Genomic DNA, 24,607 nt, shown 5'->3' with positions numbered 1-24,607 from the left:
CCGTCCGGACGTGGTCCCCCGGCGGGTACCGTGATCGGTCCGTGTCCTGTCCCCGATCCCGCGAGGTACCCGATGAGGCCCGGCGGCTTCCTGCCCAGCGTGTCCGTCTGCATCCCGGTCTACAACGGTGAGAGCTACCTCGCGGAGACCATCCGCAGCGTCCTGGAGCAGACCTGGCGGGACTTCGAGCTCGTCGTGCTGGAGAACAACAGCTCCGACCGCAGCTGGGAGATCGCGACGTCGTTCCGCGACCCGCGGATCCGGGTGGAGCGCAACCGCGAGACCCTGTCGCAGGGCGAGAACTGGAACCGCGCGGTGCAGCTGTGCCGCGCTCCCCTGGTCAAGCTCGTGTGCGCCGACGACCTGCTGCACCCGCGCTGCCTGGAGCTGCAGGTGCCGCCGATGCGCGACGACCCGTCGCTCGCCCTCGTCGCGTCCCGCCGGCACATGATCGACGAGCAGAGCCGCGTCCTCGTGCCCCGGCGCGGGCTGGGCGCCGGACTCGTCGGACTGCACTCGGGCAGCGAGGTGGCCCGTCGCGTCATCCGCAACGGCGCCAACCCGATCGGCGAGCCGGGCAACGTCCTGTTCCGGCAGGAGCAGTTCGTGACGGCCGGCGGCTGGCGTGCCGACCGGCGGTTCATCATGGACCTCGATCTCTGGATGCGGCTGCTGCAGTACGGCGACTTCCTCGGCGTGCCGGAGACCCTCGCGGCGTTCCGCATCGCCCGCGGCTCGGTGTCCTCGGAGTACGAGCAGCAGATCTCCGACGAGCAGCAGCAGCTGATCGACGAGCTCGGCGAGTCCGGCACCTTCGACGTCCGCCCGCTCGACGTCCGCATCGGCCGGATCGCGCTCCCGCTCGGCCGTGCCCGCCGCAAGGCGCTGTTCCGGGTCTCGCGGATCGCCGCCCGCAAGGACGACAAGCTCATGGCCGAGCAGGAGGAAGCGGCCTCCGCCCGGTAGGGCCCTGCGCACTCTCCGTTCCGGCAGGTCCCGAGGGGACATTCCGGACATGCAGGTCCTTACCTGCTGCCAGCCCTGTGCAGCAGCACCCGTGTCGCGTTCAATCCCCTCACCCGGCCGGGTGGCGGCCGGTCCACCGGACCCGGCGAGGGGGCGCGATGCAGACCCATGCGGTCGCCATGCACATGAGCGACGGGTTGGTGAACGGGCCGACCGCGCTGCTCTTCGGCGTGGTGGCGGTCGGCGCGCTCGCACTGGCCGTCGTCCGGGCCCGCGCCGACCTCGACGATCGGACGGCCCCGATGGCCGGGCTGGTGACGGCGTTCGTCTTCGCCGTCCAGATGATCAACTTCCCGATCCTGCCCAGTGCCAGCGGGCACCTGCTCGGTGGCGCCCTGGTCGCGATCCTCGTCGGCCCGTGGGTCGGGATGATCTCGATCTCGATCGTCCTGGTCGTGCAGGCCCTGCTGTTCGCCGACGGTGGTCTCACGGCCCTCGGGCTCAACATCACCAACATGGCGGTGATCGGCGTGACGGTCGGCTGGCTCGTCGCCAGGGCACTGCGCCCGCTCGCCCTCCGGTCCCGGGGCGGTCTCGTCGGCGTCGCCTTCGTGGCGGCCCTGCTCAACACCGTCGTCGCGGCGATGGGCTTCGTGGCCGAGTACGCGATCGGCGGAGCCGGGGGCGCGACGCTCGGCACCGTGTTCGCGCTGATGGGCGGCCTGCACGTGCTGATCGGGATCGGCGAGGGCGTGATCACCGCGGCGACCGTCGGCGCGGTCGCCGCGGTGCGGCCCGATCTCGTGTACCTGCTCAGGGGGACGTCGGTGCCGCTCGCGCGCCGGTCCCCGTCCGGGACCGGAGGGACGGCCCGATGACCACCCCCGCCACCGGCCGGCGCACCGCGGTGTTCCTCGCCGGGTTCCTCCTGGTGTCGCTGCTCGTCGCCGGGCTGCTGTCCTCCCTGGCCTCCCCGGACCCCGACGGCCTCGACACGGTCGCCCGCGACGGCTGCACGGTCGTCGAGACCCCGCAGGGCGACGAGCGCCTGGAGGGCAGCTGCATCGCGCAGAACGAGGGCGAGCACGCGACGGCGTCGAGCCCGCTGGCCGGCTACGCGGTCGGCGGTGCCGACGGGACCACCGGGATCGCGGGCGTCGCCGGAGTGGTGGTGACGGTCGTCGTGGCGGGCGGGGTGTTCCTGCTGCTCCGCCGCCGGTCCCGGTGACCGGGCGCCGGCCGGCGGGGACCGTCTGATGGGAGCGGGGCACACCCACCCGCTGCACCTCGGACACGACTCCCCCGTGCACCGGCTCCCGCCCGAGGTCAAGATCGTCTCGGCGTTCCTGGTCGTGGTGTGCGTGGTCGCCACGCCGCGGGAGGCGTTCGCGGTGTTCGGCGGGTTCGCGCTGCTTCTCGTGGCGGTCTGGACCGCGGCGCGGATCCCGCCGGGCTGGATCCTGCGGCGGTCGCTGATCGAGCTGCCGTTCGTCGTGCTGGCGGTGCTGCTGCCGCTCACCGGCCCGCCGCCGTCGGTGGACGTCCTCGGGTTCGCACTGTCCGGGCCCGGCCTGCTCGGGGCGTGGAACATCCTCGTCAAGGGGACCCTCGGCGTCCTGACCTCGCTGACCCTCGCCGCGACGACACCGATGCGCGACCTGCTCGTCGGCCTGCAACGGCTGCGGGCCCCGGCGATCGTGACCACGATCGCCACGCTGATGCTGCGCTACGCCGAGGTGATCGCCGGGGAGGCCCGCCGGATGCGGCTGTCCCGGATCTCCCGCGGGCACGACCCGCGGTTCCTCTGGCAGGCCGCGGCCACGGCACGCGGGATCGGAGCCCTGTTCGTCCGCTCCTACGAGCGTGGTGAGCGGGTGCACCTGGCGATGCTGTCCCGCGGCTGGACCGGGACCATGCCGCCGCTGGGCGGCACCCGGACCACCGCCCGGCAGTGGGTCGCCGGGCTGTCGGCGGCGGCCGTCGCGCTGGTGCTCGCCGGATCGGGCTGGTTGCTGACGTGATCCCGTCGCTGCGCCTGCACGATCTCGCCTACGCCTACCCCGACGGCCACCAGGCCCTCTACGGGGTCGACCTCACCGTCGCCCGTGGGGAACGGGTCGCGCTCCTCGGTCCGAACGGCGCCGGGAAGACGACGCTCGTGCTGCACCTGAACGGGATCCTCGGCGGCGGCGAGGGGGCGGTCGAGGTCGGCGGGCTGGCGGTGGAGCGGCCGAACCTGCAGGAGATCCGGCGCCGGGTGGGGATCGTCTTCCAGGACCCGGACGACCAGCTGTTCATGCCCACCGTCGGCGAGGACGTCGCGTTCGGGCCCGCGAACTTCGGGCTGCGCGGCGACGCGCTCACCGACCGGGTCCGGACGGCGCTGCGCGCGGTCGGGATGGAGGGGCACGCCGACCGGTCCCCGCTGCACCTCTCCGGGGGCCAGCGGCGCCGGGTGGCGCTGGCGACGGTGCTCGCCTGCGACCCGGAGATCCTGGTTCTCGACGAGCCGTCGTCGAACCTGGACCCGGTGGCCCGCCGCGAACTGGCCGAGGTCCTGCTCGGGCTGGACGTGACGATGCTGATGGTCACCCACGACCTGCCGTACGCGCTGCAGCTGTGCCCGCGCAGCGTCGTCCTCGACGGCGGGGTGGTCACCGCCGACGGCCCGACCCGGGATCTCCTCGCCGACGATGCCCTGCTGGCGAGGCACCGCCTCGAACTGCCCTACGGCTTCGTCCTGGCATGAGCGGGCCCGGGGAGCCGCGGTCCGGTGGTGCCGGACGGCGGTTCCCCGGGCCGCTGAGGGGACGGGTGGAGCGGGGCGTCAGCCCTGGTGCTCACCGTTCGGGTGCGGCTGCACGTCGCCCGGGGTGGTGCTCAGTCCCGGGACCTGGCGGGACGCCTCGATCTGCGACGGGGAGGACCCGCCACCGTCGCCCCCGGACGCCGGGCGGTCGCCGACCGGCGGCACCTCCGCCTGGGCCGCCGCGGTGGCCTCGGCGACCTGCCGGGCGATCTCCGGGTCGGTGGAGGTGTCGAACCAGTCCTCGACGGAGTCGTCGTCGTCGGCGGGACGCGACACCGTGCCGTCGTCCGGGCTGGGGGTGTAGCGGAAGACGCCGTCGTCGCCGGGCGCCCCGAGCATGCGGGTGAAGCCCTCCAGGGCCTTGCCGAAGTCGGACGGCACGACCCACATCTTGCTGGCCTCGCCCTGCGCCATCTCCGGCAGCGTCTGGAGGTACTCGTAGGCGAGCAGCTCCGGGGTCGGCCGGCCTGCCTTGATCGCGGCGAACTTCTTCTCGATCGCCTTCGCCGCACCCTGTGCCTCGAGGTACTGCGCGGCCCGGCGGCCCTGCGCGCGCAGGATCTCGCCCTGCCGCTCGGCCTCGGCCTCCAGGATGGACGCCTGCTTGGCACCCTCGGCGGTGAGGATCTGCGACTGCTTCTGACCCTCGGCGCTGCGGATCGCCGACTCCCGCTGGCCCTCCGCCGTGAGGATCATGGCCCGCTTCTCACGGTCGGCCTTCATCTGCTGTTCCATCGAGTTCTGGATGGACGGCGGCGGGTCGATCGCCTTGATCTCGACCCGGGCCACCCGGATGCCCCAGCGCTCGGTGGCCTCGTCGAGCTCGCCGCGCAGCGCGGTGTTGATCCGGTCCCGCGAGGTCAGGGTCTGCTCCAGCGTCATCCCGCCGACCACGTTCCGCAGGGTCGTGGTGGTGATCTGCTCGACACCGGCGATGTAGTTGGCGATCTCGTAGACCGCGGCCTTGGCGTCGTTGACCTTGAAGTAGACGACCGTGTCGATGTTCACCGTCAGGTTGTCCTGGGTGATGACCGGCTGCGGCGGGAAGGACACGACCTGCTCCCGCAGGTCGACCCGCTCCCGGGTGCGGTCCACGAACGGCACCAGGATGGCGGGGCCGCCCTCCCGGGTGCTGTGGTAGCGGCCGAGCCGCTCGATGATGTACGCCCACTCCTGCGGCACGATGACGATCGACTTGACGACGATCGTCACGACCAGGACGAGCAGGACGATCGCGATGATCACACCGGCATCCATCCGGCCTCCCCTCGATGCGCGCCGGAGGACCGGCGCTCACGTACGCCCCGGAGTCCCCGGGGCTCGATCGCCGGCGCTCAGGACGCCGGCAGTTCCCCCCGGCCGGTCACGAGCACGGCAGCGCCGGTGACCTGCAGGACGGTGACGGTCGTGCCCGCCTCGAGGACCTCGCGCCCGTCCATCGAGCGGGCCGACCAGACCTCCTTGCCGATCCGGACCTGGCCGCCCTCGCCGTCGACCCGCTGGACGACCTCGGCGGCGGAGCCCACGAACCGGTCCTGGTGGCGTTCCAGCGACCCCATCCGTTCCTGCAGCTTCCGTTTCGCGACCGGCCGGACGGCCAGCAGCAACAGCACGGACACGATCGCGAACAGTCCCGCGCTCGGCAGCAGCCCCAGTCCGAGCGCGGCGCCCCCGGCCGCGGCGAGCGCACCCCCGCCGAGCATCACCAGGAACAGCTCGCCGGACACGAACTCCGCCCCGACCAGGACCACCCCGACGAGCAGCCAGATCAGTGCCGGTGTCATGCGTCCAGGGTGCCAGAATCGGACATTCGGCGGCGCGGATCCACCGTCGGTTGGCCTGATCGTTATTGGGGCGCAGCCGGTTCAGGCCCTCGCGTCCGGTTCCTCGATCGCCGTCACGAAGTCGATCAGCCGCTCGACGGCCCCGATCATCGGCGACTCCAGGTCGCGGTAGCTCGAGACCGCGCCCAGCACCCGGCGCGCGCCGTCCGCGGGCTCGCCCCAGCCGAGCCGGGCACACACCCCGGTCTTCCAGTCCGTCCCCCGCGGGATCACCGGCCACTCCCGGATCCCGACCACGGACGGTTTCACCGCCTGCCACACGTCGACGTACGGGTGACCGGTGACGAGCACGTGGTGCTGCGCCTCCCGGGTGGCGCGGTACGCCTCGCGCGCCTGCCGGGTCTCCTTGGTGCCCTCGACGAGGTGGTCGACCAGGATCCCGAGACGGCGGTGCGGCCCGGGTGCGAAGTCGCGGACGGCGGCGGCCAGGTCGTCGACGCCGTGCAGGGGTTCGACGACGACACCCTCCACCCGCAGGTCGTGCCCCCACACCTGCTCGAGCAGGTGGGCGTCGTGCAGGCCCTCGACCCAGATCCGGGCGGCGCGGGCCGTGCGGGCCCGGTGGCCCGCGACGTGCACCGACCCCGACGCCGACAGCGTCCGCCCGGCCGGCGCGGCCTTCGGGCGCACCAGCGTGGCCGGAGCGCCCTCGAACAGGAACGCAGCTGGCCGCAGCGGGAAGATCCGCCGCCCGCCGAAGCGGTCCTCCAGCGTCACCTCGGACCCCGTGATCCCGACGACCGCTCCGCAGAACCCGCTCGCCGGGTCCTCCACGACGAGGCCGGGCTCGGCCGGGACCTCCGCGACGCGGGACGGGCGCGCGGCACGGGTGCCTGCGGCGTCGAACGCGCCGCGGTAGTCGTGGGTCCGGCTCATGGTCGTCGAGTATCGCCGCGGGACCCGCCCGTCACCGGTGTACGACACGCCCACCCGGTCGTGGTCACACCCCGCTGACTCGCGGGCACTCAGCGTCACCCTCCTGCCGGGTGTGCGCGGCGCCCACGATCGTTAGCCTGACGGCCGTGTCCAGTGCCTCCGCGACCCTTGCCGTCTGGGCCTCGGCCTGGCTGGCCGGGACCGCCGCCCCCGACGACGTCCTCGACGCGCTCGCGCCGTGGTCGGAGGCGCACGACGTCCTGGCCGCCGACGACGGGACGGCTGCCCTGACCGACCTGCCCGGCCCCGGTACGACCCCGACGTCGACCACGCTGCTGCTGGCCGCCGTCCGCCGGGCGGCGCCGCGCGGGTCGGCCCGGGTCGTGCTGCCCGCCCCCGGTGACGTGCGCGGGCTGCCCGGCCCCGGCCCGTTCTCCCGCGAGGCGACGACGGCCGGCGAGGGCGTCCTGTTCCCGGACGCCGGGCTCGGCGTCGTCCCGTCCCCGATCGCCGACGGCGTCGTCCGCTGGACCGTCCACGCGGTGCCCGACAGCGGGCCGGTGCCGGAGTACGTGGCGCTGAACGAGGCCGAGCGGGACCTGCGCGGACAGGTCCGCAACGCCGCGGCGGCGCTGTCCGACATGGGCGTCGCCCGGCACCGGCCGGGTGTGCGCGAGGAGATCGCCGCGGCGCTGCGCGGCCGGCCGCGTGCACTGTGGCCGGACGGCATGCCGCCGCAGGCGCTGCGGGTGCTCCAGCAGGCCGACGAGGTCGACGCGATCCTCTCCGCCGCGAACGGCGACGCCCCGGGCGGGGCGCTGTCGGCGTCGGCCGCGGTGGCCCGCTCCGACGCGCTGCGGCCGATCGCGTCCGCGGTCCGGGTGGCACGGCGCGCCGCCGTCGCCGAGGCCGTCCGCGTGCTGGTGTCGGTCCCCCGCACCTGAGCGGCTGCGGGGTCAGCCGAGCAGCCGGTCGAGCAACGCGCGCGCGGCGGGTCCCCCGGGCCCGCCCGATCGCCACACCAGGTGCAGCCGGGTCCGCACCTCCGGTTCGAGCGCCAGCGCCGCCGGCGGCCGCTCCAGCGCCTGCACCGCGGCGGCCCGCAGCGCCGGTGCCGGGACGACGGCCGTCCCCGCCCCGCGGGCGGCCAGCCGCAGCAGCAGGTTCATCGCACCGGACTCGAACGTCACCCGGGCGGTCAGGCCGTGCGCCGCGAGCGCGCCGTCCAGCGCGGTGCGCAGTCCGTGGCCGCGGGGCAGGCAGATCAGCGGGCGCCGCACCAGCTCGGCGAGCGGGAGCACCGCGTCGCCGGCGACGGCGTCGTCCGCGGCGACGGCGGCGACCAGCTCGGACTCGACCAGCACCCGGCCGTCGAGCCCGTCGGGCGGTGCGGTGGGGAACCCGAGGACCGCCAGATCGACGCGCCCGGCACGCAGATCCGTGACGAGCTCGTCGGTGGTGCCCTCGCGCAGTGTCACCTCGACCCCGGGGTGCTCGGCGGCGAAGTCGCCCACCGGGTCGGCGAGCACGGTGTCGGGCAGCGAGCTGGCCATCCCCACCGCGACCCGGCCCTGCACGAGCCCGCGGAGGGCGGCGACGGCGTCCCGGGCTCCCTCGACGGCGGCCAGCGCGGCCCGGGCGTGCGGCAGCACCGCCCGTCCTGCCTCGGTCGGCACGACCGCACGGGGACCGCGTTCGAGGAGGGTCTCCCCCAGCTCCCGTTCCAGCTGCCGCAGCTGCGCGCTCACGCCGGGCTGCGCGACGTGCAGCGTCTCCGCGGCCGCAGTGACGGTGCCCTCGTCGACCACGGTGACCAGGTAGCGCAGATGCCGCAGTTCCATAACCGCGAATGCTAGCGGGCAGATGAACCAGCTCTTCGACTTATGCCGCTCGGCGTCGCAGGCTCGTTGCCATGACCACGACGACACAGTCCCTGCACACCGCTCTCTCCGCCCGCGTCACCGGCCGGGTCGTCACCGGCGCCGCGCCGGGCACCTGCTTCCAGACCGGGACGGCGCACCGGTCCGAGGTCACCGTCGCCGCCGGCGGTCCCGCGGACGTCGCCGCCGTGCTCGACGTCGCCGACCGGCACGGCGCGCCGGTGACGGTGCACGCGTCGGGCCACGGGCTCCGGGTCCCCGCCGCGGGCGGGGTCCTGCTCGACACCTCGGCGATGTGCGGGGTCGGTGTCGACCCGGCGACGGCGTCGGCACGGGTCGGGGCCGGCGCGACCTGGGCGGACGTGGCGGCCGCGGCGGCACCGCACGGCCTGCGGGCGCCGAGCGGCAGCGCCCCGTCGGTCGGGGTGGCCGGGTACCTGTCCGGCGGCGGTCTCGGCCTCGCCGTCCGGTCCGACGGCTGGGCGGCCGACCACGTGCGGTCGATCGAGGTGGTGGACCGCGACGGCGTCCGCGAGGTCACGGGCGGGGAGGTCTTCACGCGGCTGCGCGGGACCGGTCCGCGGTCCGGGGAGGTCGTGACCGCGGTGACGATCGGCCTGCTCCCCGCGGACCCCCTCACCGGTGGCGGGCTGGTGACGGTACTCGGACCCGCCGACGAGCCCGGCGACCCGGCTCCGCTGCACGCCTGGGCCTCGTGGACGGCCGGGCTGCCCGACGCGGTGACGTCCGGCGTCTCGGTCGTGCCCTACCCGGACCTGCCGTTCCTGCCGCCGCACCTGCGCGGACGACGGGTGCTGCGGGTCGGCGTCACCGTCACCGGGACGACCGCCGAGGCCGACCGGTGGCTCGCACCGCTGCGCGCGGCCGTCGGCTGGGACGACGACACGGTCGGTCCGCTCGATCCCGTCGACTCCGCGCGGGTGTACGCCGAGCCGGAGTTCCCGCACGCCTACCTGGGCGACTGCGTCCTCGTCGACGGGCTCGACCCGGCCGCCCTCGACCGGGTCGCGACCCGCACCGGCCCGATGGCGGTGACCGGGATCCGGCACCTCGGCGGGGCGGCGGGCCGGGCCCCGCGGGTCCCGGACTCGGTGCGGGGCCGCGACGCGGCGTACCTGGTGAACGCCCTGGCCCCCTTCGGCGACGGGGCGGTGGACCCCGCCACCGCCCGCACGGAGGTGACCCGGATCCTCCACCCCTTCACCGCCACCGGCACCCACCCCGCATTCCGCTTCGGCCCCGCCTGACCGGACCCCGGTGATCACGGATCGGGAAGGGAACCGGCCGCATACGGCCGCCCTGCTTCCCGATCCGTGATCACCGTCAGTGGAGTGCGGCTTTCAGGACGATGATTCCGATGCCCAGCAGGACCGAGCCGGCGACGGCAGCGATCCGGACCGGCAGTGGCCGGTGCGAGCCGCGGCCCTCGAGGACGCTGCACACCGTCAGCGTGAGGACGCCCGCCCACAACGCGATGTCGATGCCGGTCTGCACGGTGGAACCCGCCAGGTCCACGAGCAACAGGATGCCCCCCGCCAGGACACCGGGCGCCGCCGCCGCCGAACTCGCACCGAGCTCGTCCCGCACCTCGGTCCACGGGACCGCACGCACCGACGCGAGCGAGGCCGAGAGCAGACCCGCGTACGCCTCACCGAAGAAGACCACCAGCCCCGTGCCTGCCACCGTGCCGACCGCCGCCACCAGTGTCGTCTCCCGGTCACCGAGGTAGACCAGCACCGCCATCGCGAAGATCGACCCGGTCAGCAGGGACCGGACCCTGGCCCGGGCGAGCGGTCCGAGCCCACCGGCGGGGGCCACGTCGCCGTGGCCGCTCGGGATCGCGTCCATACCGGCCCCTCCGCTGCCGAACCCGGTCCGGTCGCAGGTCATCGTGGTCGGCCCACCGGATCGGCGGATCACCTGCGGCGGGTGAGACCGTGCGCCGGGCCGGGCCGCTCCCCCGGCGGGGCCGTACCCGGCCGCCCCTGCGAGCATGCTGGTCGGGGGCCGGGACGCCGCGCCCCGTGAGTGGCGTCCGGCGGCACCCACGTGGCTCCGTCCGCCGGATTGACCCCGCCGGGGTGCGGGCCCAGGATTCGCCTGCCGTCCGTGCCACCGCACCCCGCGCCCGGCCGCCCGAGGAGCACCGCTGTCCACGATCCCGCTGTCCTGCCTGGACCTGTCCCCGGTGCGGCCCGGTGGGTCCGCCGCCGACGTCGTCGACGGCGCGATCACCATGGCCCAGCACGCCGAGTCGCTCGGGTTGCTGCGCTACTGGGTCGGTGAGCACCACCTCACCCCCGGACTCGGTTCGACCAGCCCGATGGTCCTGCTCTCGCACCTCGCCGCCCGCACCGGGCGGATCCGCCTCGGCGTCGCCGCGACACCGGTCGCCCACCACCCGCCCCTGCGGCTCGCCGAGGACTCGCTGCTGCTCTCCGCGCTCTCCGGCGGCCGGACCGACCTGGGGCTCGGCCGGTCCGACACCGACCGCATCCCGCGCACCGTGGGCGGCGACCAGGACCGCTCCCGGGTCGAGGCCCGGCTCCTGGAACGCGGGCTGGGCACCTTCTCCGGGCGCTGCGACCAGCTGCTTCGGCTGCTCGACGGGAAGGAGCCGGGGCTGCACGGCGATCCGGTGCGACTGCTCGACGCCGTCCCGCCGCAGGTCTGGGTACACGCGACGGCGGCCGGGGAGAGCTCCGGCTACGCGGCGCGGTCCGGGCTGCCACTGGGTATCGCCTACTTCGCCCGCCCGACGACGGCGCTCGAGGCCGTCGACGACTACCGCGCGCGGTTCACCCCCGGCCCGTACCGGGACCGGCCGCACGTGGCCGTCGCGGTGTCGGCGCTCGCCGCGCGCACCGAGGCGGAAGCCGCCGATCTCACCGCCGGATACGACGTCTGGCTGCGTGGTCTCGACCGGGACCGCGGGCCGGCCTACCACCCGACGGCGGACGAGCGCGCCCTCATGCCGCCACTGGACACCGACGACGCCGTCGCCCTGGAGGACCGGCTGCGGACCCGGGTCACCGGCACCCCGCACGCCGTGGCCGAGCGGCTGGCCGCGATCGTCGACGCCGTCGAGGCCGACGAGCTGGTGGTCGAGACGGTGGCGCCGACGCTGGAGGACCGGCTGCGGTCCACCGAACTGATCGCCAGGGCCTGGCGGGAGGTCTGAGACCCGGACTCACGACGACGGCGCCGTCGTGGTCCGCCGCCACGAGCCCCAGGTCACCACCCGCCACAACCACTCGACCGGCCCCTGGTCCGCCCGGCGCAGCCAGAACCGGCAGGCCACGGACTGCGCGGTGACGACGGCGACCGCGAGCCCGAGTGCCGCGGGCAGGTTCCCGGATCCCGGCAGCGCGAGCAGGGCTCCGACCGGCACCACGACCAGCGACGCCGTCAGGTAACAGGTCAGCGCCATCCGGCCGAGCGGGGCGAACACCGCGGACACCGCCCGGCGCAGCGGACCGGACAGGACGAGCGCAACCGCCAGGACGTACACGACCGCCAGCGCGAACCCGGCCCGGCCGCCGGCGACGGTGAAGCGAGGGTCGCCCGGTTCGAGGATCTGCAGGTACAGCGCCACAGCGGCGACCGGCACGGCGATCGCCATGGCCCACCACACCGGGGGCCCGGCCCGCTCCAGCACGGCCGGCACCCCGTAGGCCGCACCGGCCGCACCGATCAGGAACAGGCCCGGGGTCTCCAGCACCGAGCTCCCCGCCACGGCGACGACGACGGCCGTGGCCACGACCCCCAGGGCGAGCTGGACCGCGCGGGGCACCAGGAGGACCACCGGGAGGACCACCAGCCCGACGACCGCGTAGACCGTGAGGATCTCACCGGGATACACGAGCTGGTGCAGCAGACCGATCCCGAGCAGGGCGAGCAGCCTGCGCAGCAGGGGTGGCCACGGCGAGCGGCCGCGGTCGAGGGCGGAGCGGGCGACGAGGAACATCCCGGCGCCGAACAGCACCTCGAAGATCGGGACGAGGCGCCCCTGCACGAGGAGGTCGAGCCCGGTGCGCAGCGGCGCCGACCCGGCCCCGACCGGATCGAGCAGGAGCATGTCCGGCACGTTGACCAGGACGATCCCGGCGATCGCCATTCCGCGCAGGACGTCGAGGACGCGCAGCCGCTCGCTCACGGGACGCCCACCCCCGGTACGGGCAGGACGGCGGTGCGGCTCACGATGGACTCTCCCGTTCGGACGGTGACCGGACCCGCGCAGCATGATCGGCGCGCCCGGGCGCGCGGATCGGCCGTCCGGTGGAACCGGGCCGTGGGGGCTCGGCCGAAAGTCCGATCACCCCGTCCTCCGCCGTCCTCCGCCGTCCTCACGGACCACGGACCCGGCCCGGGCGTGGGAACACCTGCCGGCGCGCGACCGGTGGGAGCATCACCTCCGATGGCCGATCCCACCCCGTCCGCCGCGCTGACCGTGCTCACCGCGCTGCCCGCGCGTCCGGCCCCGGAGGTCCCCGGCCCGCACGACGACGGCACCGGCGGCGACTGGCCGGGCGTCGACGACCCCGCGGAGCTCCGGACGCTCGTCGCCCGCTGGCTCGCCGGGTACGGGACGGCCCAGACCCGCCGCACCTACGCCTACGCGCTCGGCCTGCCCCCGGAGTGGGCCGACGCCGTCACCGGTGTGCCGCGGCCGGAGCGGCCGGAGCACGGCCGCACTCCCCCGCCGGCCCGCCGCGGGCGGCTGCACCGTCTCGCCTTCTTCCGGTGGTGTGCGGGCCACCGGCTCGACCCGCGTGCGGTGACGGCCGCACACGTCACGACCTGGCTGCACGCTCTGGACGCGGCGGGCGCCGGCAAGCGCACCCGCGCGCGGATGCTGTCGACGGTGTCGGCGTTCTACGCGTTCCTCGCCGAGGAGGGCGTGCTCGGCGGCAACCCGGCCGCGCTGCACCGCGGCCGGCTCGGACTGGCGGGCACGTCCCGCGACCCGTCGCCGACGATCCGGCTCACCGCCGGCCAGGTGCGGGAGCTCTGGACGGCCGCCGCGGACCTTCCGAACCGCACCCGGCACCGCGAGCTGTACGCGGCCCGCGCCGTCGCCTTCGTCGCGCTGCTCTGCCTGGGGCTGCGGATCTCCGAGATCACCGGCCTCGACCGCGACGATCTCGTCGTCTCCGGCGGTGAACGGGTGCTGCGGGTGCGGGGCAAGGGCGGCACCGTGCGGGAGGTCTTCCCCGGCGACACCACGATCGACGCCCTCACCGGCTACCTGCTGCTGCGGGACCGGGAGTACGGCGACCCGCTCCCGGCCCGCGGCTCTGCCGACCGCCGGTCACCGCTGCTCGCCACCCGCGACGGCGGGCGCTGCTCGCGCCACGACCTGCACCATCTGCTGCGCCGCATCGCCCGGGCGGCCGGGCCCGCGCTCGCCGACGTCGCCGAGCGGATACATCCGCACACCTTGCGGCACGCCTACGTCACCCTCGCCCTGGAGGCGGGCGCCCCGATCCAGCACGTGCAGGCCGACGTCGGGCACGCCAGCATCGCCACCACCCGGCACTACGACCGGTCGCTGCGCTCCCGGTCCGGGAGCGCAGCGGACCTGGTCACCGGGCTCGTCACCGATCCGCGACCGGACCGGTGACGGGCCGGGCCCTCACAGCATGGAACGTTCGGAGGGCTCCACCTCGGTGATCTCGCCCTGCCGCAGCCGCTCCCGGAAGGCGCGCACCTCACGCTTCACGATCGGCGCCAGCAGGTAGAGGCCGATGATGTTGAAGACCGCCAGCAGGAACAGGACGGCGTCGGCGAAGTCCAGCACGCTGCCCAGCGTCAGCACCGAACCGACGATCACGAACAGGCAGAAGACGGTCTGGTATATCCGCTCGCTGACCGGGCTCTTCCCGAACAGGTAGGTCCAGGCCTTCTGGCCGTAGTAGCCCCACGTGATGATCGTCGAGAGCGCGAACAGCAGCACTGCCAGCGCCAGCACGTACGGGAACCACGGGAGCACGGTGGCGAACGCGTCCGAGGTCACGAGGACACCGTCCGGCACGTCGTCGCCGCCGCTCGCGAACGCCGTCGCCCGGGCCTCCGCCCAGAACGGTGTACCCGCGATCACGATGGTCAGCGCCGTCATCGTGCAGATGAGCACGGTGTCGACGAGCGGCTCGATCATCGCCACATAGCCCTCGGTCGCCGGGTGGCGGGTCCGCACGGCGGAGTGTGCGATCGGGGACGATCCGAGTCCGGCCTCGTTGGAGAACGCCGCCCGCTGGAAACCGACGATCAACGCGCCGATCGCGCCGCCCACCACGCCCTCGGCGCTGAACGCACCGGCGAGGATGAGCCCGATCGCGGAGGGCACCTGGGCGATGTTCACGGCGATGACCACGAGGCAGGCCGCCACGTAGATGATCGCCATCGCGGGGACGAGGCGGCCGGTCACGGCTCCGATCGACCGGATCCCGCCGAACACGACCGCGCCGACCACGAGCGCGAGCAGCACGCCGAATCCGAGTGCGGCGCCGCTGCTGCCGAGCATCCCCGACTCGCCGCCGGTCACCTCGCGCAGCTGGGCGAAGGTCTGGTTGGCCTGGAACATGTTCCCGCCGGCCACGCCGAAGAAGAGGATCATGACCGCCGCACCCGCCGCCAGCACCTTGCCCAGCCCCCGGCCGAAGCCGTTCGGGATGCGTTCGGCGACACCGAGCCGCAGGTAGTGCATCGGTCCGCCGGAGACGGTGCCGTCGGCGTGCATCTCCCGGTACTTCACGCCGAGGGTGCACTCGACGAACTTCGTCGCCATGCTCAGCAGCCCGGCGACGATCATCCAGAACGTCGCACCCGGGCCGCCGATGGTCACCGCGACACCGACGCCGGCGATGTTGCCCAACCCCACCGTCCCGGACAGCGCTGACGCGAGCGCCTGGAAATGGGTGATCTCCCCCGGCTCGTCCTTGCGGGTGTAGCGGCCGCGCACGATCCGCACCGCGAGTGCCAGGCTCCGGAACTGCACGAATCCGAAGTACACGGTGAAGATCATCCCGGCGAGGATCAGCCAGGCCACGATCCACGGGAAGCTGATCCCGAAGACGGTCACCTCGTAGAACACGATGCTCGACAGCCCCGAGGAGATCGGGTCGAACACGGTGTTCACGGCGTTCTCGATGCTCTCGAGGATCCCGGCCGGTGGCGGAGCGGCGGCGAGCACGTCGGCGGGTGGAGAGCTCGTGGCCGCACCCGGGGGAAGCACTGTCGTCATGATCCGGCACCTCACCCGAAAGACGGACAAAAGGCAATGGAAGACGCAAACGGTTACGCGGTCGTCACCCGGCGACTTGACCTCGACCCGGCTTCAGCTCGCAGGCTGGCCGGGATCCGTTCGAGGAGGAGGACACCATGGACGTCACCCCGCCGGTCGCCCGGTTCGAGCAGGCCTACCGCGACGGCGACCCGCCCTGGGTGATCGGCGAGCCGCAGCCCGCCGTCGTCGCACTCGCCGACGCGGGCGCCTTCACCGGAGCCGTCGCGGACCTCGGCTGCGGTACCGGCGAGCACACGATCCTGCTGGCCCGCCGCGGGTACGACGTCGTCGGCGCGGACGGCTCCGCCGCCGCCGTCGAGCGGGCCGCGGCCCGCGCCGCGGCGGCCGGCGTCACCGCCCGGTTCACCGTCGCCGACGCCCTCGACCCGGCCGGGCCGGGGCCGTTCGACACGGTCCTGGACAGTGCCCTGTTCCACGTGTTCGACGCCGGCGACCAGGCCCGCTACGCCCGCGCGCTCGCGGGGATCGTGCGGCCGGGCGGCGTCGTGCACCTCCTGGCGCTGGCCCGGACCGGCGCGGACGCCGAGTTCGGGCCGGTCATCGACGAGTCGGAGATCCGCACCGCCTTCACCGGGCCGGCCTGGTCGGTGGAGTCGGTCGGCCGCACCACCTACCGCGGTGTCGTCACCCCGGACCTGGCGGCGTCCTACGGCGAGCCGGCGGGCACCCGGGTCGACGTGCCCGCGCACCTCGCCCGCATCGTGCGCGCCTGACGGCCCGGGTTCAGCTCGGCCGGGCCGGACGGCGCTGCGGGACGCAGCAGTCCACCGCGCACGGCGCGCCGTCGCGGGTGCACCCGGCGGCGGGGACGACGCCCAGCCGGGGCGCGTCCGCGCCGTCGGTGTGCTCGCGGACCAGCGCGATCACCATGTCGGCGAACCGCGGGTCCGGGCCGGCGGTCGCGGCGCGGGCGAAGCCCATGCCGTGCTCCGCGGCCCGCTCGGCGGCCTCGTTGTCGAGGTCCCAGATCACCTCGACGTGGTCGGAGACGAACCCGACCGGCGCGACGACGACCGCCGGGACGCCCTTGGCGTGCAGGTCGTCGATGTGGTCGACGATGTCGGGCTCCAGCCACGGCACCTGCGGCGGGCCGGACCGCGACTGCCAGACGACGTCGAAGTCGTCGACGCCCAGCTCGGCGGCGACCAGCGCCGACGTCTCGGCGACCTGGCGGGAGTAGCGGTGCCCGCCCTCGGCGGGGGTGCCCGCGGCCGCGTCGGCGGAGTTCGGGATCGAGTGCGCGGTGAAGACCAGGCGGGCGTGCTCGCGCTGGTCGTCGTCCAGGCCCAGCAGCGCGGCCCGGACGGCGTCGGCGTTGGCCCGCACGAAGTCCGGGTGGTCGTGGAAGTGCCGCAGCTTCACCAGCTCCGGTGCCACGTCGCCGACCGCGTCGCGGGACCGGGCGATGTCCTCGTGGTACTGCCGGCACGCCGAGTAGCCGCCGTAGGCGCTGGTGGCGAACACCAGCGCCCGCCGGACGCCCGCCCCGGCCATCTCCCGGACGGTGTCCTCGGCGAACGGGTGCCAGTTGCGGTTGCCGAAGTACACCGGCAGCTCGGTGCGGGCGGCGATCGCCTCGACGAGCTCCCGGTTGCGGGCGTTGATCGGCGAGACGCCCCCGAAGTGCTGGTAGTGCTCCTCGACGGCGTCGAGCCGCTCCGGCGGGACCCCGCGGCCCCGGGTCACGTTCTCCAGGAAGGGACGGACCTCGTCGGGGGCCTCGGGACCGCCGAAGCTGAGCACCAGGATGGCGTCGGGGTCGGTGCAGGGGTGTTCGGGCACGGCTCCGATTATCGACCCCGGCCCCGGTGCCCGCGCGCCCGGCGTCAGACGCCGACCGCGTGCACCCCGCCGTCGGCCATCACCATCGAGCCGGTGGTGGTCGGCATCCAGTCCGACAGCACCGCGCAGACGGTCTTCGCGACCGGCACCGGGTCGTTCATGTCCCAGCCCAGCGGGGCACGCTTGTCCCAGACGTCCTCGAACGCGCCGAAGCCGGGGATGGACTTGGCGGCCATCGTCTTCACCGGCCCGGCGGCGACCAGGTTGACCCGGATCCCGTCCTTGCCCAGGTCGCGGGCCAGGTAGCGGGTGACGGACTCGAGCGCCGACTTCGCGACGCCCATCCAGTCGTAGGCGGGCCACGCCTGCCGGTTGTCGAAGTCCATCCCGACGATCGAGGCGCCCGGCCCCATCAGCGGCTTGCACGCCATGGCCAGCGACTTCAGCGAGAAGGCGCTGACCTGGATCGTGGTGGCGACGTCCTCCCACTCGGCGGTGAGGAACGCGCCCTCGCCGAGGGCACCGGCCGGCGCGAACCCGATCGAGTGCAGGACGCCGTCGAGGCGCGGGTCGTCACCCAGGTGCGGGCGTACCCGGTCGGCGAGCGAGTCCAGCTGCTCCTGGTCCGACACGTCCAGCTCGACCACCGGGGCCGGCTTCGGCAGCCGCTGCGCGATCCGCTCGACGAGGCGCATCCGGCCGAACCCGGTGAGCACCACCTCGGCACCCTGCTCCTGGGCGATCTTGGCGGAGTGGAAGGCCAGCGACGCGTCGGTGATCACTCCGGTGATCAGCAGGCGCTTGCCGTCGAGCAGTCCCATGTCGTCCTTTCGGGGTGGTGGCGCGGGTTCGGGGTGTCTAGTGGCCCATGCCGACGCCGCCGTCGACCGGGACGACCGCCCCGGTGACGTAGGCCGCGGCGGGCGAGGCGAGGAAGGTGACGACCGAGGCGATCTCGGCCGGCTCGGCGTAGCGGCCCAGCGGCACGGAACCGAGGATCTCCTCGCGGCGCTTGTCGGACAGCGCGCGGGTCATGTCGGTGTCGACGAACCCGGGGGCGACGACGTTCGCCGTGATACCCCGGCTGCCGAGCTCGCGGGCGACGGAACGGGCGAGACCGACCAGCCCGGACTTGGACGCCGCGTAGTTCACCTGGCCCGCCGAGCCGGACAGCCCGACGACCGACGAGACGAAGACCATCCGGCCTGCCTTGGCCTTCAGCATGCCCCGCGAGGCGCGCTTGGCGACCCGGTAGGCGGCGGTCAGGTTGGCGTCCACGACCCCGGTGAACGACTCCTCGCTCATCCGCATGAGCAGGCCGTCGTCGGTGATCCCGGCGTTCGAGACGAGCACCTCGATCGGGCCGTGCGCGGCCTCGGCCTCGGTGAAGGCGGCGTCGACCGACTCGGCGTCGGTGACGTCGCAGTGCACCGGGAGCAGGCCGTCGGGCACCCCGTCCTTGCCGGAGCGATAGGTCACCGCCACCTGGTCGCCCTGGGCGGCGAACGCCTGGGCGATCGCCAGGCCGATGCCGCGGTTTCCTCCGGTCACGAGCACGCTGCGTCCCACGGGGGCAGAACCTAACGCACTACCGGCCGGTACCGGCGGAGATCACCACGGGACATGGCTCACCCGCGTCACGGCAGCCGCCGCCCGAGCAGGATCCCGGCGCCGAGCCCGCCGATGAGCAGCAGCACCCCGCCGATCATCCAGGGTCTGCTCGCGTCGACCTCGCGTTCCTCGTAGCCGAGCTCCTCGGACAGGTCCGAGTAGACCGCGCGCAGCTCCGACTCGGTGGCGGCGGTGAAGAACCGGCCGCCGGACAGCGACGCGATGCGCTCCATCGACGCGTCGTCGACGGCGACCGGGGTGCGCCCGCCGTCGAGCTCGATCGAGCCGTAGCTGGTGCCGAACGAGATGGTCGAGACCGGGATGCCGCGGCGCTGGGCGTCGGACGCGGCGGTGAAGGAGCCGCGGGGCTCGTTCTCGCCGTCCGGGCCGGGGACGGTCTGGGTGCCGTCGGAGAGCAGCACGACCCGGGCCGGCGGCGGCGTCCCCTGCTGGTCCGGCCCGCCCTGCAGCGACCGGGAGAACGTGTCGATCGACTGCATGGCGGTGAAGATCGCCTCGCCGGTCGCGGTGGACTCGGCGAGCTGCAGGTTGTCGACGCCGTTCTTCACCGCGTTGCGGTCGGTCGTCGGCGAGACCAGCACGGCGGCCGTCCCCGCGAACGAGACGAGACCCAGGTTGACGCCCGGGGTCAGCTGGTCGGCGAACTGCTTGGCCGCGGCCTGCGCCGCCGCCAGCCGGGTCGGGGCGACGTCGGTGGCCTTCATCGACAGCGACACGTCGATCACCAGCATCACCGTGGCCCGGTTGCGCGGGACCTTCGCCATCGCCTGCGGGCCGGCCAGCGCCACCGTCAGCACCGCGAGCGCGGCGATCATCGCGATCGCCGGGAGGTGCCGCCACCGGCCGGGGCGCTCCGGCGCCACCGTCTCCAGCAGCTCCAGGTTCGTGAACCGGACGACGTCGCGGCGACGCCGGCGCAGCAGCCAGACGTAGCCGGCGACCAGCCCGGCGACGGCGAGGAGACCGAGCAGCCACCAGGGGCTCGCGAACGTCATGCGGGCCTCCCCGCGCGCGGCGTCGCCCCGCCGCCGGACCAGGCGTGCTTGCGGGCCACGGCGAACCGGACGATGTCGGCGACCCAGTCCCGGTCGGTGCGCAGGGTCAGCTGCGCGGCGCCGCAGCGGCGCAGCGCGGCCGCGACCCGGTCCCGGTGCGCCGACGCGGCGGCGGCGAACTCGCGGCGCAGCAGCGGCGTCGTCGCGACCTCGCGCTGGCGTCCGGTCTCCGGGTCGGCGAGCACGACCGTGCCGACGTCGGGCAGCTCCAGCTCCCGCGGGTCGACGACCTCGATCGCCAGCAGGTCGTGCCGCCCGGACAGCGCCCGCAGCGAGCGCTCCCACACCGGCTCGCCGAGGAAGTCCGACACCACCGCGACGAGGCCCCGGCGGCGGGGCGGGCGGCGCAGCTGGTCGAGCGCCGCGGTCAGGTCGCCGCGCACCCCCTCCGGGGCGGGCGGGGCGGTGGCGACCCGGCGGACCAGGCCGCGGGCGTGCACCAGGCCGCCGCGCGCGGGCAGCCGCATCGTCTCGGCCCCGTTCGCGACGACGGCGCCGAGCCGGTTCCCGCCGCCGACGGTGAGCTGGGCGACGGCGGTGAGCCCGGCCAGGGCGAGGTGGCGCTTGTCGGTGTCGGCGGTGCCGAAGTCGATGCTGCGGGACAGGTCGACGACGGCCCAGGTCTCCAGCTCCCGGTCGGCGACGGTCTCCCGGACGTGCGGGCTGGTGGTGCGGGCGGTGACCGACCAGTCCATCCGGCGGACGTCGTCACCGGGCTGGTAGGCGCGTGCCTCCCCCGGCTCGCTGCCGGGGCCGGGGAGCAGGCCGATGTGGTTGCCCTGCAGCAGGCCGTCGAGCCGCCGGCGGACGGTCAGCTCCAGGGTGCGCAGCGACGCCTCCAGCCGGGCGAGATCGGCGGTCGCGCCGCCCGCCGGCTCCCCCGCCGTCACGCCGGGCCACCTGCCGGGCCGCTCGCCGCACCGGTGCCGGGACCGGCCTGGTCCGGGCCGCCGGCCTGCGGCCACGCCGGACCGGCCGGTGCCGCAGCGGGCGCGGGCGCCGTGCCCGGACGGGCACTGACCTGCGGCAACGGCACGGTCTGCAGGACACGGGAGACGATGTGGTCGACCGGCACCTGGTCGGCGACGGCGTCGTAGGACAGCACGAGACGGTGCCGCAGCACGTCCGGCGCGACCTCCAGCACGTCCTGGGGGAGCACGTAGTCCCGGCCTCGGACCAGCGCGAGCGCGCGGGCGCCTGCCACGATGCCCAGCGACGCCCGCGGCGAGGCGCCGTAGGCGATCCAGGACGCGACGTCGGAGAGCCCGTGCTCACCCGGGAGCCGGGTCGCGACGACCAGCCGGACGACGTAGTCGACCAGGGCGTGGTGCACGAAGACGTCGGCGGCGGTGCGCTGCAGCCGCACCAGCTCGGCGGGGCTGAGCACCTGGGTGGGCTCCGGCGGGGTCGCCCCCATCCGGTAGATGATCTCCCGCTCCTCCTCGACGCCCGGGTACTCGATCAGGAGCTTGAACAGGAAGCGGTCGCGCTGCGCCTCGGGCAGCGGATAGACGCCCTCGTTCTCGATCGGGTTCTGGGTCGCGAGCACGAGGAACGGGTCGGGCATGGGGTGGTCGCGGCCGCCGAGGGACAGCTTCCGCTCGGCCATGACCTCCAGCATCGCGGACTGGACCTTCGCCGGTGCACGGTTGATCTCGTCGGCGAGCACGAAGTTCGCGACGACCGGGCCGAGCTCGATGTCGAACTCCTCGCGGCCCTGCCGGTAGATGCGGGTGCCCAGGATGTCGGCGGGCACGAGGTCCGGGGTGAACTGCAGCCGGGAGAAGCTGCCGCCGACCACCCGGGCGAAGGTCTCGACCGCCAGGGTCTTCGCAACGCCCGGGACACCCTCCAGCAGGAGGTGCCCCTTGGCCAGCAGGCCGACGAGCATCCGTTCGACCAGGCGGTCCTGGCCGACGATCACCCGCTTCACCTCGAGCACCGCGCGCTCGAGCCGCTCGGCGTCCCGCGCGGGGGTGGCCGGGGAACCGGCCGCGGAGGTGTCGTCGGTGGCGTTCGGCCCAGTCGTGCTCACCGTGCCATCCCACCGCGCGTCCCGTGTGACGCCGGTGAAAGCACCGCCGCCGGTCGCCCGGCCGGGTGGGATCAGGCGAGTGCGTGCAGCAGCGCCGCGGTCAGGGCCGTCTGGCGGACCATCCCGGAGACCAGTGCGTGTTCGTGCCGGGCGTGCGCCCCCGCCCCCAGCGCGCCGAGCCCGTCCAGGACGCCGACGTCGCGCACGGAGAGGAAGTTCGCGTCGCTGGCCCCACCGACGGCGATCTCGGGCAGGTCCACCCCGATCCCGGACGCCGCCGACCGCGCGATCCCGTACAGCTCGGCCGTCCGCGGGGTCCGCTCCATCACGGGCCGGTTCCACTCCCCCGAGATCCGCAGCGCCGCCGCCGGGTCGGCCGGCCGCAGCTCCGCGAGCACCCGTTCGATCCGGGTGATCTCCTCCGCGCTCGACACCCGGACGTCGATCTCGCCCCAGGCGCGCCCTGCCGTGACGTTGGACCGGCTCCCGCCGCCCACCACGCCGACGTTCACGCTGGTCCCGGCGTCGAGGTCGCGGGCGCCGTGCAGGGCCAGCACCACCCGGGCGAGCTCGTCGACGGCGCTGGTCCCGGCGGTCGGGTCGAGCCCGGCGTGCGCCTCGACGCCGTCGACCTCGACCCGGAACATCCCGACGCCCTTGCGCGCGGTCTTCACCTCACCGCCCGGACCGGCGGCCTCGAACACCAGTGCCGCGCGCACGCCGTCCGCGGCCCGTTCGATGACCGGGCGCGACGCCGGGGAACCGATCTCCTCGTCCCCGGTCAGCAGCAGGCGCAGCGGCGGGAGCGCCAGCCCCGCGCCGCGGGCGATCCGGACCGCCCACAGCGCCTGCACCAGGCCGGCCTTCATGTCGAAGACACCGGGGCCGGTGATCCGGTCGCCGTCGACGGCGAACGGCATGCCGGCCAGCGTCCCGACCGGCCAGACCGTGTCGTAGTGCGCGAGCAGCAGCACCGGCGCGGCGGACGAGCCCGCGAGGTCCAGCACCCGGACGTCGCCGTACGGACCGCCGTCGACCGACTCCGACGACGACGCGGGCCCGCACCGCTCGGCGACCAGGCCGTCCAGCCAGGCCAGGCCCTTCTCCAGGCAGGAGCGGTCGTCGCTCGGTGTCTCGATCTCGACGTAGCCGCGCAGGTCGTCGAGCATCGACGGCAGGGCCGCCTCCGCGGCGTCGAGCAGGGCGTGCGTCACGCGGTCTCCTCGCGGGGGTCGTCGGTCGGAGCATCATGCTCGCACCACCGGGGCGGTGCGGCGCACGGAACGACCCGAACGGGGATCAGCGCTGTGCCGGATCCTGCTCGACGAACCGCAGGGTCATCGCGAGGTAGTCGCGCAGGGCGACGGTGCGGGGAGCGCGCCGGTGCCGCGCCCAGATCGCGTTCGCCTCGGCCGGGCCGAGCCCGCGGGCGTGCGCGACCGCGGCCCGCGCCTCGGCGCCGCCGATCTCCCGCCCGGCCAGCGCCGCGAACGCGACGGCCAGCTCGGCGGCCCGCTCGTCCTCCACGTGGCCGGTCCCCTCGCTCGGTGTGCCGGTGACCAGCAGAGCACGGGCCACCGACAGTCACGGCCGGGTCACTCCAGCAGCAGGAACACGATCGCCGTCACGCCGATCACGACGATGATCCCGCGGAGCACGGTGGGCGGGAGCCTGCGCCCGATCCGGGCACCGAGCAGCCCGCCGACGATCGAGCTCGCGGCGATGATCCCGATGACCGCCCAGTCCACCGGCGCGACGACCGCGTAGATGATCCCGGCGACCAGGTTCACCACCGACGACAACGCGTTCTTGAAGGCGTTGAGGCGCTGCAGCGGGTCCGCGACGAGCAGCCCCAGCACCCCGACGAGCATGATCCCCTGGGCGGCGGTGAAGTAGCCGCCGTAGATCCCGATGAGGAACACGGCCAGGTAGACCAGCGGCGACGACGTCCGGTCCGGCCGCTCCCGGTTCCGCAGCCGCCGGGCGATGAGGGGCTGCACCGCGACCAGGACGACCGACAGGCCGACGAGCACGGGGACGATCGACTCGAACGCGTCCGGCGGCAGTGTCAGCAGCAGCGCGGCACCGACGATCGCGCCGAGGAGCGAGGCCACCGCGTAGCGCGCGAGGCGCCGGCCGTGCCCGGCCAGCTCGGCGCGGTAGCCGACCGCGCCGGTGATGCTCCCGGTGATGAGCCCGACCGCGTTCGACGTCGTCGCGGTGACCGGCGGGAAGCCCAGCGCGACGAGCACCGGGAAGGTCACCAGCGTCCCGGAGCCGACCACCGTGTTGATCAACCCGGCCCACAGCCCGGCCAGCGCGATGACCGCGACCTCCCACCACTCCATGACCGCCACCCTACGAAGCGGCCGTTGCGCGACGGGACGACCGGTCGTGCGTA

The 24,607-nt window shown here is 74.6% G+C and carries 26 protein-coding genes; 10 read left to right on the top strand and 16 right to left on the bottom strand.

Going from position 1 to position 24,607, the window contains the following annotated elements:
- Nucleotides 1-72 precede the first annotated feature (72 nt).
- The 5 genes from PP1_RS01140 (at nt 73) to PP1_RS01120 (ending at nt 3,715) form a co-directional block, all read left to right on the top strand.
- On the top strand, nt 73-966 hold the full coding sequence (locus PP1_RS01140) for a glycosyltransferase family 2 protein (protein WP_010224347.1): 894 nt from the start codon (nt 73-75) through the stop codon (nt 964-966).
- A gap of 158 nt (nt 967-1,124) precedes the next feature.
- Nucleotides 1,125-1,844 carry an energy-coupling factor ABC transporter permease gene (locus PP1_RS01135; protein WP_010224349.1) on the top strand — a complete coding sequence of 240 codons (720 nt, stop codon included), beginning with the start codon at nt 1,125-1,127 and terminating at the stop codon, nt 1,842-1,844.
- Nucleotides 1,841-2,194, top strand: coding sequence for a PDGLE domain-containing protein (locus PP1_RS01130; protein ID WP_010224351.1), 354 nt, complete (start codon nt 1,841-1,843; stop codon nt 2,192-2,194). The genes PP1_RS01135 and PP1_RS01130 overlap by 4 nt, the downstream gene beginning before the upstream one ends.
- Before the next feature lie 28 nt (nt 2,195-2,222).
- Nucleotides 2,223-2,987: a cobalt ECF transporter T component CbiQ gene (gene cbiQ, locus PP1_RS01125; protein ID WP_010224353.1), complete on the top strand. Its 765-nt coding sequence runs from the start codon at nt 2,223-2,225 to the stop codon at nt 2,985-2,987.
- Nucleotides 2,984-3,715 (top strand): energy-coupling factor ABC transporter ATP-binding protein, encoded by a 732-nt coding sequence (locus PP1_RS01120; RefSeq protein WP_010224355.1) that lies wholly within the window; start codon nt 2,984-2,986, stop codon nt 3,713-3,715. The genes cbiQ and PP1_RS01120 overlap by 4 nt, the downstream gene beginning before the upstream one ends.
- Nucleotides 3,716-3,793: 78 nt before the next feature.
- Here the strand turns inward: PP1_RS01120 and PP1_RS01115 are convergent, their stop codons facing one another.
- The 3 genes from PP1_RS01115 to PP1_RS01105 form a co-directional block, all read right to left on the bottom strand.
- Nucleotides 3,794-5,032, bottom strand: a complete 1,239-nt coding sequence (locus PP1_RS01115; protein ID WP_010224357.1) for an SPFH domain-containing protein — start codon at nt 5,030-5,032, stop codon at nt 3,794-3,796.
- A gap of 77 nt (nt 5,033-5,109) precedes the next feature.
- The gene (locus PP1_RS01110) at nt 5,110-5,559 is read right to left on the bottom strand and encodes an NfeD family protein (protein ID WP_010224359.1); all 450 of its coding nucleotides are present in this window, start codon (nt 5,557-5,559) and stop codon (nt 5,110-5,112) included.
- Nucleotides 5,560-5,640: 81 nt separating this feature from the next.
- Nucleotides 5,641-6,495, bottom strand: coding sequence for a DUF3097 domain-containing protein (locus PP1_RS01105; RefSeq protein WP_050802182.1), 855 nt, complete (start codon nt 6,493-6,495; stop codon nt 5,641-5,643).
- A 146-nt stretch (nt 6,496-6,641) separates the two neighbouring features.
- On the opposite strand from PP1_RS01105, the gene PP1_RS01100 reads away from it, so the two are divergent.
- The gene (locus PP1_RS01100) at nt 6,642-7,439 is read left to right on the top strand and encodes a hypothetical protein (RefSeq protein WP_060633731.1); all 798 of its coding nucleotides are present in this window, start codon (nt 6,642-6,644) and stop codon (nt 7,437-7,439) included.
- Nucleotides 7,440-7,451: 12 nt separating this feature from the next.
- On the opposite strand, the gene PP1_RS01095 is transcribed toward PP1_RS01100, so the two are convergent.
- The gene (locus PP1_RS01095) at nt 7,452-8,336 is read right to left on the bottom strand and encodes a LysR family transcriptional regulator (RefSeq protein ID WP_060575892.1); all 885 of its coding nucleotides are present in this window, start codon (nt 8,334-8,336) and stop codon (nt 7,452-7,454) included.
- Nucleotides 8,337-8,407: 71 nt separating this feature from the next.
- On the opposite strand from PP1_RS01095, the gene PP1_RS01090 reads away from it, so the two are divergent.
- Nucleotides 8,408-9,643, top strand: a complete 1,236-nt coding sequence (locus tag PP1_RS01090) for an FAD-binding oxidoreductase (protein ID WP_075314267.1) — start codon at nt 8,408-8,410, stop codon at nt 9,641-9,643.
- A 76-nt stretch (nt 9,644-9,719) separates the two neighbouring features.
- On the opposite strand, the gene PP1_RS01085 is transcribed toward PP1_RS01090, so the two are convergent.
- Nucleotides 9,720-10,244, bottom strand: coding sequence for a hypothetical protein (locus PP1_RS01085; RefSeq protein ID WP_139323886.1), 525 nt, complete (start codon nt 10,242-10,244; stop codon nt 9,720-9,722).
- A gap of 301 nt (nt 10,245-10,545) precedes the next feature.
- Here PP1_RS01085 and PP1_RS01080 point away from each other — a divergent pair, with 301 nt between their 5' ends.
- Nucleotides 10,546-11,577, top strand: coding sequence for an MsnO8 family LLM class oxidoreductase (locus PP1_RS01080; RefSeq protein WP_083697146.1), 1,032 nt, complete (start codon nt 10,546-10,548; stop codon nt 11,575-11,577).
- Between the two features lie 9 nt (nt 11,578-11,586).
- Here the strand turns inward: PP1_RS01080 and PP1_RS01075 are convergent, their stop codons facing one another.
- On the bottom strand, nt 11,587-12,552 hold the full coding sequence (locus PP1_RS01075; RefSeq protein WP_010233393.1) for a DUF418 domain-containing protein: 966 nt from the start codon (nt 12,550-12,552) through the stop codon (nt 11,587-11,589).
- 261 nt (nt 12,553-12,813) lie between these two features.
- Between PP1_RS01075 and PP1_RS01070 the strand changes: the two genes are divergently transcribed.
- The gene (locus PP1_RS01070; protein ID WP_083697147.1) at nt 12,814-14,019 is read left to right on the top strand and encodes a tyrosine-type recombinase/integrase; all 1,206 of its coding nucleotides are present in this window, start codon (nt 12,814-12,816) and stop codon (nt 14,017-14,019) included.
- A 12-nt stretch (nt 14,020-14,031) separates the two neighbouring features.
- Here the strand turns inward: PP1_RS01070 and PP1_RS01065 are convergent, their stop codons facing one another.
- Complete coding sequence (locus tag PP1_RS01065; protein ID WP_029239693.1) at nt 14,032-15,639, bottom strand: alanine/glycine:cation symporter family protein; 1,608 nt, start codon at nt 15,637-15,639, stop codon at nt 14,032-14,034.
- Nucleotides 15,640-15,776: 137 nt separating this feature from the next.
- Here PP1_RS01065 and PP1_RS01060 point away from each other — a divergent pair, with 137 nt between their 5' ends.
- The gene (locus PP1_RS01060; RefSeq protein ID WP_075314269.1) at nt 15,777-16,415 is read left to right on the top strand and encodes a class I SAM-dependent methyltransferase; all 639 of its coding nucleotides are present in this window, start codon (nt 15,777-15,779) and stop codon (nt 16,413-16,415) included.
- A 10-nt stretch (nt 16,416-16,425) separates the two neighbouring features.
- Here PP1_RS01060 and PP1_RS01055 read toward each other — a convergent pair whose 3' ends face one another.
- The 9 genes from PP1_RS01055 to PP1_RS01015 all read right to left on the bottom strand — a co-directional run bounded on the left by PP1_RS01055 (nt 16,426) and on the right by PP1_RS01015 (nt 24,554).
- Nucleotides 16,426-17,484 (bottom strand): ferrochelatase, encoded by a 1,059-nt coding sequence (locus PP1_RS01055; protein WP_060575885.1) that lies wholly within the window; start codon nt 17,482-17,484, stop codon nt 16,426-16,428.
- Between the two features lie 44 nt (nt 17,485-17,528).
- Complete coding sequence (fabI, locus tag PP1_RS01050) at nt 17,529-18,305, bottom strand: enoyl-ACP reductase FabI (RefSeq protein ID WP_010225228.1); 777 nt, start codon at nt 18,303-18,305, stop codon at nt 17,529-17,531.
- Between the two features lie 37 nt (nt 18,306-18,342).
- A complete protein-coding gene (gene fabG, locus PP1_RS01045) occupies nt 18,343-19,053 on the bottom strand; it encodes a 3-oxoacyl-ACP reductase FabG (protein WP_010225227.1) in 711 nt (236 codons plus the stop codon).
- Between the two features lie 68 nt (nt 19,054-19,121).
- The gene (locus PP1_RS01040) at nt 19,122-20,111 is read right to left on the bottom strand and encodes a VWA domain-containing protein (RefSeq protein WP_010225225.1); all 990 of its coding nucleotides are present in this window, start codon (nt 20,109-20,111) and stop codon (nt 19,122-19,124) included.
- Entirely contained in the window at nt 20,108-21,061 is a 954-nt protein-coding gene (locus tag PP1_RS01035) for a DUF58 domain-containing protein (RefSeq protein ID WP_075315092.1), read from the bottom strand. The genes PP1_RS01040 and PP1_RS01035 overlap by 4 nt, the downstream gene beginning before the upstream one ends.
- On the bottom strand, nt 21,058-22,206 hold the full coding sequence (locus PP1_RS01030) for an AAA family ATPase (protein ID WP_060575883.1): 1,149 nt from the start codon (nt 22,204-22,206) through the stop codon (nt 21,058-21,060). Before PP1_RS01030 ends, PP1_RS01035 begins: the two co-directional genes overlap by 4 nt.
- A gap of 71 nt (nt 22,207-22,277) precedes the next feature.
- Nucleotides 22,278-23,420 carry a M20/M25/M40 family metallo-hydrolase gene (locus PP1_RS01025; RefSeq protein WP_010236648.1) on the bottom strand — a complete coding sequence of 381 codons (1,143 nt, stop codon included), beginning with the start codon at nt 23,418-23,420 and terminating at the stop codon, nt 22,278-22,280.
- 85 nt (nt 23,421-23,505) lie between these two features.
- Nucleotides 23,506-23,784, bottom strand: coding sequence for a hypothetical protein (locus tag PP1_RS01020; protein WP_060575882.1), 279 nt, complete (start codon nt 23,782-23,784; stop codon nt 23,506-23,508).
- A gap of 17 nt (nt 23,785-23,801) precedes the next feature.
- Nucleotides 23,802-24,554 (bottom strand): sulfite exporter TauE/SafE family protein, encoded by a 753-nt coding sequence (locus tag PP1_RS01015; protein WP_010229696.1) that lies wholly within the window; start codon nt 24,552-24,554, stop codon nt 23,802-23,804.
- Between the last annotated feature and the right edge of the window lie 53 nt (nt 24,555-24,607).

It is taken from the genome of Pseudonocardia sp. P1 (assembly GCF_000178675.2).
Classification (GTDB): Bacteria; Actinomycetota; Actinomycetes; order Mycobacteriales; family Pseudonocardiaceae; genus Pseudonocardia.
The sequence above is the reverse complement of the archived record's forward strand: the minus strand, read 5'-3'. Positions and strand labels throughout refer to the sequence as shown.